Below are 14,136 nucleotides of genomic sequence, written 5' to 3'. Positions count from 1 at the left end.
CCGCGGGCCCGGCAGGCGCCGCGCCCACCGTGATGCCGACGGCGGTCGCCGCCGCGAGAAGTGCTCGGAGCCAGGGACGTCGGACGTCGTCGTTCGATGACATGGTCTTCCTTCCACTCGGAGGTGCACACTCGGCCCTGCAGAAAGAACCCTCGGTTCAGAACACGCGCAGCTCCGTGCTTGCGCGCACCACCTCGCGCAGCCCGGCGAGCGTGCGCGGTCCGGCGCCCGACGCGCGCGCCTGGACCAGCACGTTGCCGAGCGCCGTCGCCTCCGCGGGGCCCGCCACGACGGGCAGCCCGGTGGCCCGGGCCGTGAGCCGGTTCAGCAGGTCGTTCTGCGAACCGCCGCCCACCACGTGCACGGCCCGGACCTCGGTGCCGGCCAGCTCGCCCGCCTGCCGGACCACGCGCGCGTACGCCTCGGCCAGGCTGTCGAGGACCACCCGGGCCAGGGCGGCCCGCGTGCCCGGCACGTCCGCCCCGGACCGGTCGATGGCGGCCCGCACCCGGGCGGGCATGTCACCGGGGGCCAGGTACTCGTCGCCGTCCACGGTCAGGAGGCACCGGCCGCCCGGTTCGGCGGCGGCCGCGTCGAGCAGCTCGGTGAGGTCGACGGGCGGGCCGTCGCCGCGCGCGGCGTCCACGGTCCACTCCCGGACGCACTCGTCCAGAATCCACAGGCCCATGACGTTGCGCAGGTAGCGGACCGTGCCGTCGACGCCGAGCTCGTTGGTGAAGTTCGCCGCGCGGCCGGCCGCGGTCAGCACCGGGCCGGGCAGCTCCACGCCCACCAGGGACCAGGTGCCGGAGGAGATGTACGCGGCGCTGCCGTCGTCCGGCAGGGGCGTGCCGACCACCGCGGACGCGGTGTCGTGGGAGGCCACCGCGAAGACCGGGACGGGGCCGAGGCCCGTCGCCGCGCGGACGGCGTCGGTGAGGGGTCCGACGGCGGCTCCCGGCTCCACGAGGTCGGGAAGCAGACCGCGCAGCCGGGCCAGCGGCGGGTACCGCGTGCCGAGCAGGGTCAGCAGCTCGTCGGACCAGGCCCGCGTGCGCACGTCGAGGAGCCCCGTCGTGGACGCGTTCGTCACCTCGGCGACCTGCCGCCCGGTGAGGCGGTACGTGATCAGGTCGGGTACGAGCAGCAGCCGGTCGGCGTGCGCCCACTCGGCCGCGCCCGGCCCGCCGTCGGCCCCCGCCACGAGCTGGAACTCCGTGGTGAACGGCAGGTGCTGCAGGCCGTTGACGGCGTAGTGCCGGTCGAACGGCACGTGCTCGTACACCCGCTCGGCCACGCCCTCGGTCCGGGGGTCGCGGTAGCACCAGGGGTCCGCCACGAGCTCGCCGTCCCGGGCGAGCAGCCCGTGGTCGATCGCCCACGAGTCCACGCCGACACCCCGGACCTTCACCCCCGTCCGCGCCGCCAGCGTGCCCGCGGCGCGCAGGCCGTCCAGGACGCCCGCCCACAGCGCCTCGACGTCCCACCGCAGGCCGGCGCCGGAGTCCACCGGGCCGTTGGCGAAGCGGCCGCACTCGACCAGCTCGACCCGGCCGCCGTCGAGCACGCCGAGCATGACCCGGCCCGACGTCGCGCCGAGGTCGACCGCGACGAACCCCGCGCTCATCGCAGGAACGCCGCCGCCACGCCCGCGTCGACGGGCACGTGCAGCCCGGTCGTGTGCGAGAAGTCGGCGGTGCACAGCGCGTAGACCGCCGCCGCGACGTTCTCCGGCAGCACCTCCCGCTTGAGCAGGGTGCGCTGCGCGTAGAACTCGCCGAGCTGCTCCTCGGGCACCCCGTAGACGGCCGCGCGGTTCGCGCCCCAGCCGGAGGCGAAGATGCCCGACCCGCGCACGACGCCGTCGGGGTTCACGCCGTTCACCCGGATCCCGTACTGGCCGAGCTCCGCGGCCAGGAGCCGCACCTGGTGCGCCTGGTCCGCCTTGGTGGCCGAGTAGGCGATGTTGTTGGGGCCCGCGAACACCGAGTTCTTCGACGAGATGTAGACGATGTCGCCGCCCATCCCCTGGTCCACAAGCACCCGCCCCGCTTCGCGCGAGACCAGGAACGAGCCCTTGGCCATGACGTCGTGCTGCAGGTCCCAGTCGGCCTCGGTGGTCTCGAACAGCGACCGCGAGAGCGACAGCCCGGCGTTGTTGACCACCAGGTCCACGCCGCCGAACGCCAGCACCGCCTCCTGGACGCCGGCTCGCACGGCGGCCTCGGAGGACACGTCCATGGCGACGCCCACGGCGACGTCCGGGGAACCGAGCTCCGCCGCGACCTCCGCGGCCTTGTCCCGGTCCAGGTCCGCGACCACCACGCACGCGCCCTCGGCCGCGAGCCGGGTCGCGATCGCCCGCCCGATGCCCGACGCCGCCCCGGTCACCAGGGCGACCCGCGTCGCCAGGGGCTTGGCGGCGGGCATGCGCCGCAGCTTCGCCTCTTCCAGGGCCCAGTACTCGATGCGGAACTTCTCGTCCTCCGCGATGGGCCGGTACGTCGAGATCGCCTCGGCGCCCCGCATCACGTTGATCGCGTTGACGTAGAACTCGCCGGCCACGCGCGCGGTCTGCTTGGTGCGCCCGAACGAGAACATGCCGACGCCCGGTACGAGAACGATCGCCGGGTCCGCGCCGCGCATGGCGGGCGGCTCCTCGCCGCGCGCCCGGGCCGCGGCGGCGCCGCGCTCGTAGTAGGCGGCGTAGTCCGCGCGGTACGCCTCGTGCGCGGCACGGAGCGCAGTCACGGTCTCCTCGACCGTGGCCGACGCCGGGACGTCGACCACCAGGGGCTTCACCTTGGTGCGGAGGAAGTGGTCGGGGCAGCTCGTGCCCAGCTCGGCCAGCGGCACCAGCCGCTCGCGGGACAGGAGGTCGAGCACCGGCGCGGAGTCGGTGAAGTGCCCCACCTGCGGGGCGTCGGTGCTCGCCAGCCCGCGGATCACCGGGGCGAGGGCGGCCGCCCGGGCCCGCCGCTCGGCGTCGGGCAGCGGCTCGTGACCGGGCCGCACCGCCCCGAACGGGTGGCTGTCGCGGGCGGCGGTGCGCGCCTCGATGAACTCCTCGGCGCGCCGGATGATGCCGAGCGAGCGCACCTCGGCCTCGGCCGAGGTGTCGCCCCACGCGGTGATGCCGTGGCCGCCCAGGATGCAGCCGACCGCCTGCGGGTTGGCGGCCTTGATCGCGGCGATGTCGAGGCCGAGCTGGAAACCGGGGCGCCGCCACGGCACCCACACCACCTCGTCACCGAAGATCTCGCGGGTCAGCGCCTCGCCGTCGGTCGCCGTCGCGATCGCGATGCCGGCGTCGGGGTGCAGGTGGTCCACGTGCGCGGCGTCGACCAGGCCGTGCATCGCCGTGTCGATCGACGGCGCCGCGCCGCCCTTGCCGTGCAGGCAGTAGTCGAACGCGGCGACCATCTCGTCCTCGCGCTCGACGCCCGGGTAGACGTCCACCAGGGCGCGCATGCGGTCGAGCCGGAGCACCGCCAGCCCGGCGGGCGTCAGCGTGCCGAGGTCGCCGCCCGAGCCCTTGACCCAGAGCAGCTCCACGGGCTCGCCCGTCACGGGGTCGGTGGCCGTGCCCTTGGCGGACGTGTTGCCGCCCGCGTAGTTCGTCACCCGGGGGTCGGAACCCAGCCGGTTGGACCGGCCCACCAGGTCGTGCACGCTGTCGTTCATGCTCCCCATCCCGCCTGCGCGCCGCCGACGCGCTCGCTCACGATCTTCTCCGCGTAGCCCGACGCCGCGTAGGCGGCGACCGGGTTCGGCTCCAGCCCCATCTGCTCCCGCACCTGCGCGACCAGGGGCCGCACGTCGGTGTCGTAGGCGTCCATGAGCACGGCGTGGGCGCCGAGCACGTCGCCGCCGCGCTGGGCCGCCGCGAGGGCCTCGGCGTCGACCAGCAGCGCCTTGGCCGTGGCCTCCTGGACGTTCATGACCGACCGGATCTGCGCCGGGATCTTGGGCTCGATGTTGTGGCACTGGTCGAGCATGAAGTTGACCCCGCTGTCCGGGGCGTGGGCCCCGGCGGAGACGATCTCGTGCATGATCCGGAAGAGCTGGAACGGGTCGGCGGCACCGACCATGAGGTCGTCGTCGGCGTAGAAGCGGCTGTTGAAGTCGAAGGCGCCGAGGCGGCCCTGCCGCAGGAGCTGGGCGACGACGAACTCGATGTTGGTGCCGGGCGCGTGGTGGCCGGTGTCGAGCACCACCTTGGCACGGTCGCCCAGGGCCATGACGTGCAGCAGCGAGGTGCCCCAGTCGGGCACGTCGGTGACGTAGAAGGCGGGCTCGAAGAACTTGTACTCGAGCACGAGGTGCTGGTCGTCGTCGAGCGCGGCGTAGATCTCGGCGAGGGCCTCCGCGATGCGGTCCTGGCGCGCGCGGATCGAGTCCTGGCCGGGGTAGTTGAGGCCGTCCGACAACCAGATCTTGAGGTCCTTGGACCCGGTGGCCCGCATGACGTCGATGCACTGCTTGTGGTGGTCCACCGCCTTGGCCCGGACCCGCGGGTCGGGGTGGGCGAGCGAGCCGAGCATGAAGTCGTCGTCCTGGAAGACGTTCGAGTTGATCATCCCGATCCGCACGCCCTGGTCCTCCGCGTGCCGGGCGAGTGCGCCGAAGTCGTCCACGAGGTCCCAGGGGATGTGCAGGCTGACGCGCGGGGCGACGCCGGTGTACCGGTGCACCTGGGCGGCGTCGGCGATCTTCTCGAAGGGGTCCCGCGGCACGCCCGCCTGGGCGAAGACCTTGAACCTGGTACCGGAGTTGCCGAACGCCCACGACGGGAGCTCGATGGTCTGCTGCTGGAGCGCGGCCTGGGCCGCCGCGATCTGATCCGTGCCCACCACGGGTGATCCTTCCTCTTCGCGCCTCGTCACGCACCGGCGGCCCGCGCATCCTCGGACGGCCGCCGAACCGGTTCTACGACACTGGTTCTGAATCGATTCACTGGGAGCCTAGGCGGCCGTGTCTCGCTGGTCAACCCCGCCCCACCCCGACTCGCCCCGGGAGGGCGGGTCGCGCACCGGGCGGACGGCGGTAGCCTTGTCCGGCTCATCCGATAGGAAATATGCCCTTCACGGGCCCGACGGAGAACTCATGACCACGCTGTCCCGGACCTCCTCGCCCCGCCCCCGGCCCGACGCCCCGGCGGGTGCCGACGCCGGCGCCCCGCACGCGAGCGCGCGGTCGAGCTGGGTGCCGGAGCTGCACGGCCTGCGCGGCCTCGCCCTCGCCCTGGTGGTGCTGTTCCACCTCTTCGGGCACGGCCGGGTCTCCGGCGGCGTGGACGTCTTCCTCGTCGTGTCCGGCTACCTGGCCACCGCCACCCTGCTGCGGCGCGCCGAGCGGCGGGCCCTGGACCCCGTGGCGTACTGGGGCCGCACGTTCGTGCGCCTCGCCCCGCCCGCCCTGGTGGTCCTGGCCGCGACGGCCCTCCTCATGGTGCTGACGGCGCCCGAGAACACCTGGCTGCAGACGCTCCGCGAGATCTTCGCGACCGCCACCTACTGGGTCAACTGGGAGATGATCTCCGGCCAGCTCGCGTACGGCGCGGCCGGTCCGGGCACCAGCCCCGTGCAGCACTTCTGGTCGCTCTCGGTGCAGGCGCAGTTCTTCGTCGTCTGGCCGCTCCTGATCCTCCTCGTGGCCGCTGCCGTGCGCCGCACCCGGGTGCCGGTCCACACCGCCCTGACGGTGGTCACCGCCGGGGCGACCGTGTGGTCGTTCGTCTTCGCGGCCCAGCTCGCCGCGGCCGACCAGGCCGTCGCGTACTTCCACTCCGGTGCCCGGTTCTGGGAGCTCGGCGCGGGTGCGCTCGCCTTCCTGCTCGGCCGGTGGGTGCGGGTGCCCGGCCCGGTGCGCCCGGTCCTCGCGTGGGCCGGCCTGGCCCTCGTGGTGGCGTGCGGGTTCGTGCTCGACGGCGGTGCGCTCTTCCCGGGGCCGCTGGCGCTGTGGCCGGTGCTCGGCACGCTGTTCGTCATGTTCGGCTCGGGCGGCGGGGACGCGAGCGACTCGCCCACCCGCCTGATGCGCTTCCTCGGCTGGCGCCCGCTCACCTGGATCGCCGACCGCTCCTACAGCCTCTACATCTGGCACTGGCCGCTGCTGATCGCCTACCTGAACCTGCGTGACCGCACGCAGATCGGCATCCGCGGCGCCGTGCTGATCCTGACGGTCGCCGTGCTGCTCGCGTGGGTCACCGACCTCACGGTGGCGCGCGGGGCCCAGGCCTTCCGCGACCGCCGGGGCGACCGGCCCGCCCTGGTCGCCGCCGTGCTCGCCGTCACCCTGGTGGCGGTACCGACGGCCACCTGGGTGAACGCCGCCGAGCGCCAGCAGGCGGCCGACCTCGCCGCGCTCAGCGCCCCCGTCCCGTCGGAGCGGTACCCCGGCGCCCTGGCCCTCACGGAGGGCGCGACCCCCGCCGAGGCCGAGGTGCGCCCCGCGCCCGTCGTGGCCGCGGAGGACGTACCGGAGTCCCAGGTGGAACCGGGCTGCGTCCAGGGCCACGGGCGCGAGATGCCGAACGGCATCGAGGTGCTGACCTGCGACATCCACGCGCCGGCGGCACCCACGAGGACCGTGGTCATGGTCGGCGCCTCGCACGTCATGCAGTGGGTGCCCGCCTTCGAGCGGATCGCCCAGGAGAACGACTGGCACCTGGTCCTCGTGGCCAAGCAGGGCTGCCGCATGCAGGACCCGGCCACGGAGGTGCAGGGCTTCCCGTCCTGCCTGCCGTGGAACGAGGACCTGGTGGGCGTGCTCGACGGGATCGCGCCCGACGCCGTGGTCGTGGACGGCACCGAGACGGGCGTGGCGACCGGCGTCGCCGAACGCATCCTGCCCGGTCAGCTCGCCGCCTGGCAGAAGCTGGACGCGCAGGGCGTCCCCGTGCTCGCCCTGCGCGACAACATGCGGTTCCCGACCAACCCCGTGGACTGCGTGGCCGAGCACGGCGCCGACGGCGACTGCGGCCGCGCCCGCGACGAGATCCTCGGGGCCCCCGACCCGCTCACGACCACGCCGGGCGTCCCCGACTCCCTCGTGCCCGTGGACCTGAACGACGCCCTGTGCACGGCGGACGAGTGCCCCGCCGTCGTCGGCAACGTGCTGGTGTACCGGGACGACGACCACATCTCGGCGACCTACGTCCGCACGGTCACGGGCTACCTGGACGGCCTGCTCCACCGCGACGCGCCCTGGCTGTTCTGACGGGGCGGCACCCCCGCCTCCCTCCCCTTCGAGACCGAGGTTGCTCCGCTGTGAGCGACCGCACAGCGAAGCAACCTCGGTCTCGAAGGAGTGAGGCGGAGGGAGATCGGCGCGAGGACGACGGCGGCCGCCCTCCGTCAGAAGTCGAAGTCCGCGATGTTGCTCGCGTCGTAGACGAAGGGCTCGCCCAGCAGCACCTCGCCGTCGGCCCCCACCGTGTACTCGCCGAGCCGGCCGGCCTCGAACGTGTCGCCCTCGGCGCCCGTGATGTCGCCCGCCACGAGCGCGGCGGCCGCCTGCGTCGCGAGGTAGCCCAGGTCGGTCGGGTTCCACAGCGCGAACGCCTCGACGGTGCCGTCCTCGACGTACTCCCGCATCTGGTTCGGCGTGCCGAGACCCGTGACCGCGACCTTGCCCTTGTACTCCGACGTCGACACGTAGCGCGCGGCCGCCGCGATGCCCACGGTCGTGGGCGAGACGATGCCCTTGAGGTCCGGGTGGGACTGCAGCAGCGCCGCGGTCTTGTCGAACGAGGTCTGGTCGTCGTCGTCGCCGTAGACGGTCTCGACCAGCTCGATGTCGGGGTAGTCGGACGCGAGCTTCTCCTCCATGAGCGCGATCCACGCGTTCTGGTTGGTCGCGTTGGCCGACGCCGACAGGATCGCGATCTCCCCCGCGCCGCCGATCTGCTCGGCGATCAGCTCGAGCTGCTTGTCCGCGATGCCCTCCGCCGAGGCCTGGTTCACGAACAGGTCGCGGAACTGCGGCTCGGTGTCCGAGTCGAACGTGACGACCTTGGTTCCCGCCGAGCGCGCCTCCTCCAGCGCGTCGCCGATCGCGGTCGGGTCGTTGGCCGACACGACGAGCGCGCTCACACCCTGCTGGGCCGCGGTGTTGATGAACGGCACCTGGGCGTCGGGCGAGGCGGCGTCCGGGCCCACCTCGTCGACCGCCACGCCGAGCTCGCCCGCCGCTTCCTGGGCGCCCGCCGTCGACGCCTCGAAGTAGGGGTTGCCCAGGTTCTTCGGCAGCATCGTGATCGCGACGTCGTCGTCGCCCCCGCCGCCGCCCTCGCCCCCGCCGCCCGAGCAGGCGGCCAGCCCCAGCGCCAGCACCACGGCCGTACCGGCCGTGACCACAGATGTGAACTTCATCGTCCGTCTCCCTAGCTTCGTTGCGCGACGGCGGAACCGTCGCGGGGTGAGGTGGAGGCCCGCCGTCGGACCCTGACGCCGCCCGCGATGCGCGGCGCGACCACCGACACGACGAGCGCCGTGCCGATCACGATGTTGATGACGTTGACCGTGACGCCCTCGAGCCGCAGGGCGCTGCCGAGCACGCCGATGAGCAGCACGCCCGCGACGACGCCGTGCAGCGCGCCGCGCCCGCCGAAGATCGACACCCCGCCCAGCAGCACCGCCGCGACCACCTGGAGCTCCAGCCCGGTCGCGTTGTCGCCGCGGGCGCTGCCGTACCGCAGCGTGTAGTAGACGCCCGCGAGCGCCGAGACCGCGCCGGACAGCACGAACAGGATCAGCAGGGTGCGCCGCACGTCGACGCCGGAGAACCGGGCCGCCTCGCTGCTGCGGCCGATGTCCAGCACGTTGCGGCCGAACGGGGTGGCGTGCAGGAGCACCGCGAACACGGCGGCCAGCGCGAGCAGGCCGAGCGTGACCACCGGCCAGGGCGACTCGCTCAGGTTGGCCGTGGCGCCGTCGGTCCAGGAGTCGGGGAAGCCGGTGACCGCCGTCGTGCCGAGGAGGCCCACGGCGAGGCCGCGGTAGAGGGCGAGCGAGCCGATGGTGACCGCGAGCGAGGGCAGGCCGGCGTACGCGACGAGCGCCCCGTTGACCGCGCCGCACACGGCGCCGAGCAGCACCGACGCCGCCAGGGCGGCCCACAGGCCGAGCCCCGCCTGGTACAGCAGCCCGAAGGTGACGCTGGACAGGCCCACGACCGAGGCAACAGACAGGTCGATCTCCCCCGTGGCGACGATCAGCGTCATCGGGAGGGCGACGAGCAGCACAGGCGCGATGTCGAGCACCAGGTAGGTGATGGTCAGCGGGCCGTCGAAGCCGCGGACGGTCGCCGAGGCGACCACCCAGGCGACGACCAGGATCGCGACCGTGAGCATCTCGCGGGTGAGCAGCGCGCGCTGCCACCACGGGCGGGCGTGGGACCTCATGCGGTCGCCTCCTCGGTGCGCGTGCGGTCGTGGTCCGGTCCGGGCGCGGCCGGGCCGACGGCGGTGGTCCCGCCCGGCGGGTCGGCGTCCCGGGCCGCTGCCAGGCGCCGCGAGCGCCGGGTGGCGAGCACGCGGTCGAGTGCGATGGCGCCGATGATGAGCGCGCCCACGACCGCCCGCTGCCAGAAGTCGGGGATGCCCACCACGGGCAGGGCGCGGTTGATGGTGAGCAGCAGCATGGCGCCCAGCGCGGCGCCCGCCACGGTGCCGCTGCCGCCGAAGATGGCCACGCCGCCCACCACGACGGCGCCCACGACCTGGAGCTCCATCCCGGTGCCGGCCCCGGAGGAGACGGTGCCGTACCGCGCGGCGAACATGACGCCGGCCAGCCCGGCCAGGGCCCCGCCGAGGGCGAACGCCCCGAGCAGCCGCCGGCGCACGGGCAGGCCGGCCAGGGCCGCGGCGGCCGGGTCGGACCCGATCGCGTAGAGCTGCCGCCCGCCGCGCGACGTGTGCAGGTAGTGCGCCACGGCTGCGAGCACGACGGCGGCGACGATCGTGAGCACGGGCACGCCGAGCACCTGCTGCGTGCCGAGCCGCAGGAAGGCGCGCGGCATGTCGCCCGCGTCGATCCGGTCGCTGCCGGCCCAGGTCAACGTCACGCCGCGGTAGACGTACAGGGTGCCGAGGGTGATGACGAGCGCGGGCACGCGGGCGAACGCCACGATCGCGCCGTTGACGAGGCCGAGCAGGGTTCCGGCGGCGACGGCGGCGAGCGCCACGACGACCAGGGGCAGGTCCGGGGCGTCGATGAACAGGCGGCCGGTGAGGTACGCGGTCAGCCCCAGCACCGACCCGACGGACAGGTCCACGTTGCGCGTGATCACCACGACGGCCTGGCCCACGGCGAGCACGACGAGGATGGCCGGGGTGAGCAGCAGGTCGCGCCAGCCGCCCGCGCTGAACAGGAAGCCGGGCTGGACCACGGTGGTCACGCCGATGACCAGCAGGAGCGCGAGGGCGATGCCGGCCTCGCGGCGGCGCAGGAGGCTCATGCGGCACCGCCCTCGGCGACGGCGGAAGCGCCCGGCGTGGCCGCGCGCATCACGGCCTCGGGGGTCGCGGCGGCGCGGTCCAGCTCGGCGACGATGCGCCCCTCGCGCACTACCAGCACGCGGTCGGCCATGCCCAGCACCTCCGACAGCTCGGACGAGATCATGAGGACGGCGAGCCCCTGCGCGGCCAGGCCCGACAGCAGCCGGTGCACCTCGGCCTTGGTGCCGACGTCGATGCCGCGCGTGGGCTCGTCGACGATCAGCACCTTCGGGTGCGTGGCCAGCCACTTGGCGAGCACGACCTTCTGCTGGTTGCCGCCGCTCATCGTGGTGGCGTCGGCGTCGAGCGCCCCGGCCTTCACGGCGAGCCGGCCGGCCCAGTCGCGCGCGAGCTCGGCCTCGGCGCCGGGCAGCAGCACGGCGCGCCGGCGGCGCAGCGCGACCGAGGACACGTTGCGCGCCACCGACGACTCGACGACGAGGCCCTGCAGGCGCCGGTCCTCGGGCACGAGGGCCAGCCCGGCGGCGATGGCGGCGGCCGGGTCGCCGGGCGTCAGCACCCGCCCGCCGACGACGACGCGCCCGGCGTCGTACCGGTCGACGCCGAACACCGCGCGGGCGATCTCGCTGCGCCCGGCGCCGACCAGGCCCGCGAGGCCGACGATCTCGCCCGCGCGCACCTCGAAGGAGACGTCGTGGAACGTGCCCGTGGACTCGAGCCCCTCGACGCGCAGCGCCACCTCGCCGGGAGTGCTCGGCACCTTGGGGTAGAGCTCGGCGACGTCGCGGCCGACCATGCGCCGCACCAGCTCGTCGGGGGTCACGTCGGCGACGGCGTCGGTCGACACGTGCGCGCCGTCGCGCATCACGGTGACCGTGTCGCAGAGGTCCGCGACCTCGTCGAGGCGGTGCGAGATGAACACGACGGCGCGCCCGGCGTCGCGCAGCCCACGGGCCACGGTGAACAGCCGGCGCACCTCGACGGCGCTGAGGGCCGCCGTCGGCTCGTCCATGACCAGCACGCGGGCGTCCAGGGAGATCGCCTTGGCGATCTCGACGATCTGCTGGTCCGCGATGGACAGGCCCTCGGCGGGGCGGTCCGGGTCGAGGTCGACGCCGAGGCTGCGGAACAGCTCGCGCGCGCCGTCGCGCATCGCACGCCGGTCGATCCGGCGGAACCGGCGCAGCGGCTCGCGGCCGAGGTAGATGTTCTCGGTGACGGTCAGGTCGGGAAAGCTGGCGGGCTCCTGGTGGATGACGGCGACGCCCGCCGCCTTGGCCTCCGCGGGCCCGCCGAAGTCGACGGGCGTGCCGTCGAGCTCGACGACACCCGCGTCGCGGCGGTGCACCCCGCCCACGATCTTGACGAGCGTGGACTTGCCGGCGCCGTTCTCGCCGACGAGCGCGTGGATGCTCCCCGGCCGGACCACGAGGGTCCCGGAGCGGAGCGCGGCGACCGGCCCGAAGGACTTGGCGACGCCCTCCAGGCGCAGCATCGGTGCGGCGTTCGGCATGTCTCTCCGTCGAGCGTGCGGGCGGTCGGCGGTGACCGCAGGGCTGTCTTCCGACTGGCTGTTGAATCGTTCAAACGATACTGGGGAAGATAGACCCACCTGGTCAGAGCGTCAAGAACGTCCGGCGCGTCCGTTGCCGTGCTGTGGCAGTTACGGAACGCTTGGGCGATCAGGGGTGATCGACTGCCCGCAGCTCGTGACGGTGGCCCGGCGTCGTGCCACCTGGAGAACGGAGGCGACCGGAATGAGCCAGCCAACGGCCGAGGGACACGCAGCCCTCGGCGAGGAACCGACCGAGCTCAAGCGCGTCATGGGGCCCAAGCTGCTCCTGCTGTTCATCGTCGGGGACATCCTCGGCACGGGCGTGTACGCCCTCACCGGGCAGGTGGCGGCCGAGGTCGGCGGCGCGGCGTGGGCGCCGTTCATCGTCGCCTTCGTCATCGCGCTGATCACCGCGTTCTCCTACCTGGAGCTCGTGACCAAGTACCCCCGGGCAGCAGGCGCCGCGCTGTACACGCACAAGGCGTTCGGCATCCACTTCCTCACGTTCATCGTGTGCTTCACCGTGATGTGCTCGGGCATCACCTCGGCCTCCACCGCGGCCCGCGCCGTCGGGTCCAACCTGCTCGTCGGTCTCGGCATCGACGGCGCCGGCACGTGGACCGTCGTCGCCGTCGCCCTGGTGTTCATGGCGCTGGTCGCCCTGGTGAACCTGCGCGGCGTGGGCGAGTCGGTCAAGGCGAACATCGTGCTGACGCTCGTCGAGCTCTCCGGTCTGCTGTTCATCATCCTGGCCGGCATCTTCGCGGCGTTCGGCGGGCAGGCGGACTTCAGCCGCGTGACGGTCTTCGAGAGCCCGGGCGACAAGAGCGCGTTCCTCGCCGTGACCGCGGCGACCGCGCTGGCGTTCTTCGCGATGGTCGGCTTCGAGGACGCCGTCAACATGGCCGAGGAGACGCACGACCCGGTGAAGAACTTCCCGCGCATGATGATCGCGGGCATCAGCATCACCGGCGTCATCTACGTGCTGGTCGCCGTCTTCACCGTGGCGATCGTGCCCGTGGGCGAGCTCGGCGCGAGCGACACCCCGCTCACGCTGGTGGTCGAGCGGGCCCTGCCCGGGTTCCCGATCGGGGCGGTCTTCCCCTTCATCACCATCTTCGCCGTCGCGAACTCGGCGCTCATCAACATGCTCATGGCGTCCCGCCTGCTCTACGGCATGGCCAAGCAGCGGGTGCTGCCCCGCTTCCTCGGACGCGTCTCGCCGCGCCGGCAGACGCCCACCGCGGCCATCCTGTTCACCACCGTCATCGCGCTCGGCCTCATCGTGCTGGTCACGCTGCAGGAGGAGAACGGCGTCATCGCGGCGCTCGGCGGCACCACGTCGCTCCTGCTGCTGGCGGTGTTCACCATCGTCAACGTCGCGGTGCTCAAGCTGCGCAGCGACATCGTGGACCGCAAGCACTTCGTGGCACCGACCATCCTGCCGATCCTCGGGGCGCTGCTCTGCGCGTTCTTCGTCGGGCCGTGGACCGGGCGCGACCCGCTGCAGTACCAGATCGCGGGCTGGCTGCTGCTCATCGGCGTCCTGCTGTGGTTCGTGACCTGGGCCTTCAACCGCCCCGACCCGACCGAGATCACCGACATCGAGGCACTCAGCGAGCGCGAGGGCGGCGTCAACTGACCGGCGGAACGCGCCGCGCCCCGTTCCGCCCACCCAGTCATCGTGCCCAGGATCGACCCCGATCCTGGGCACGATGACTGGGTCGGCGGGCGCGGACGCTACCGCGGGCGGCCGTCAGGCCTCACCGAGTGCCGCGAGCTGACCCTCCAGGTGGAAGACCTCGTCCAGCACCACGAAGCCCTCGTCCGGGTTGCCGTCGTCGACGAAGAACCCCGACATCGCCTCCTGCCAGCGCGCGTTGACCTCGGTCGCGGCCATCCTCCGCTGCGCCGCGGCGTAGTCGTCGGTCTCCAGGACGCCGACCAGCAGGCCGTCGTCGCGCAGGAAGAGGTGGTAGTCGCGCCAGCCCGTGTCCCGCAGGGCCCGCAGCATCTCCGGCCAGACGGCGGCGTGCGCGGCGCGGTACTCCGCGAGCCGGTCGGCCCGCACCCGGGACGTGAAGCAGACGCGTGCGCCCGCGGTGTCGCTCGACATGTT

Annotated in this window: 10 protein-coding genes; 2 read left to right on the top strand and 8 right to left on the bottom strand. The window is 73.5% G+C overall.

What is annotated here, in order from left to right; all coding sequences use genetic code 11:
• Window positions 1-157: 157 nt before the first annotated feature.
• Genes APR03_RS04665 through rhaI form a run of 3 tightly spaced genes read right to left on the bottom strand, consistent with a single transcriptional unit; the run spans window position 158 to window position 4,853 of the window.
• Window positions 158-1,627, bottom strand: coding sequence for a rhamnulokinase (locus tag APR03_RS04665; protein WP_253833226.1), 1,470 nt, complete (start codon window positions 1,625-1,627; stop codon window positions 158-160).
• Window positions 1,624-3,684 carry a bifunctional aldolase/short-chain dehydrogenase gene (locus APR03_RS04660; RefSeq protein ID WP_253833224.1) on the bottom strand — a complete coding sequence of 687 codons (2,061 nt, stop codon included), beginning with the start codon at window positions 3,682-3,684 and terminating at the stop codon, window positions 1,624-1,626. The genes APR03_RS04665 and APR03_RS04660 overlap by 4 nt, the downstream gene beginning before the upstream one ends.
• Entirely contained in the window at window positions 3,681-4,853 is a 1,173-nt protein-coding gene (gene rhaI / locus APR03_RS04655; RefSeq protein ID WP_372494766.1) for an L-rhamnose isomerase, read from the bottom strand. The genes APR03_RS04660 and rhaI overlap by 4 nt, the downstream gene beginning before the upstream one ends.
• A gap of 253 nt (window positions 4,854-5,106) precedes the next feature.
• Here rhaI and APR03_RS04650 point away from each other — a divergent pair, with 253 nt between their 5' ends.
• Window positions 5,107-7,221: an acyltransferase family protein gene (locus APR03_RS04650; protein ID WP_253833219.1), complete on the top strand. Its 2,115-nt coding sequence runs from the start codon at window positions 5,107-5,109 to the stop codon at window positions 7,219-7,221.
• Window positions 7,222-7,358: 137 nt separating this feature from the next.
• On the opposite strand, the gene rhaS is transcribed toward APR03_RS04650, so the two are convergent.
• From rhaS to APR03_RS04630, 4 genes are read right to left on the bottom strand one after another with little or no spacing between them, the layout of a single operon-like run.
• A complete protein-coding gene (rhaS, locus tag APR03_RS04645) occupies window positions 7,359-8,375 on the bottom strand; it encodes a rhamnose ABC transporter substrate-binding protein (protein ID WP_253833217.1) in 1,017 nt (338 codons plus the stop codon).
• A gap of 11 nt (window positions 8,376-8,386) precedes the next feature.
• On the bottom strand, window positions 8,387-9,406 hold the full coding sequence (locus APR03_RS04640; RefSeq protein ID WP_253833215.1) for an ABC transporter permease: 1,020 nt from the start codon (window positions 9,404-9,406) through the stop codon (window positions 8,387-8,389).
• Complete coding sequence (locus tag APR03_RS04635) at window positions 9,403-10,461, bottom strand: ABC transporter permease (protein ID WP_253833213.1); 1,059 nt, start codon at window positions 10,459-10,461, stop codon at window positions 9,403-9,405. The genes APR03_RS04640 and APR03_RS04635 overlap by 4 nt, the downstream gene beginning before the upstream one ends.
• Window positions 10,458-11,975, bottom strand: a complete 1,518-nt coding sequence (locus APR03_RS04630) for a sugar ABC transporter ATP-binding protein (protein WP_253833211.1) — start codon at window positions 11,973-11,975, stop codon at window positions 10,458-10,460. Before APR03_RS04630 ends, APR03_RS04635 begins: the two co-directional genes overlap by 4 nt.
• Before the next feature lie 244 nt (window positions 11,976-12,219).
• On the opposite strand from APR03_RS04630, the gene APR03_RS04625 reads away from it, so the two are divergent.
• A complete protein-coding gene (locus tag APR03_RS04625; protein WP_253833209.1) occupies window positions 12,220-13,659 on the top strand; it encodes an APC family permease in 1,440 nt (479 codons plus the stop codon).
• A gap of 114 nt (window positions 13,660-13,773) precedes the next feature.
• On the opposite strand, the gene APR03_RS04620 is transcribed toward APR03_RS04625, so the two are convergent.
• Window positions 13,774-14,133 carry an L-rhamnose mutarotase gene (locus tag APR03_RS04620; protein WP_253833207.1) on the bottom strand — a complete coding sequence of 120 codons (360 nt, stop codon included), beginning with the start codon at window positions 14,131-14,133 and terminating at the stop codon, window positions 13,774-13,776.
• Between the last annotated feature and the right edge of the window lie 3 nt (window positions 14,134-14,136).

The sequence above is a fragment of the Promicromonospora thailandica genome, from assembly GCF_024171955.1.
GTDB classification, from domain to species: Bacteria; Actinomycetota; Actinomycetes; order Actinomycetales; family Cellulomonadaceae; genus Promicromonospora; species Promicromonospora thailandica.
Note: the sequence above shows the minus strand (reverse complement) of the source record. Positions and strands in the feature narration are given on the sequence as shown.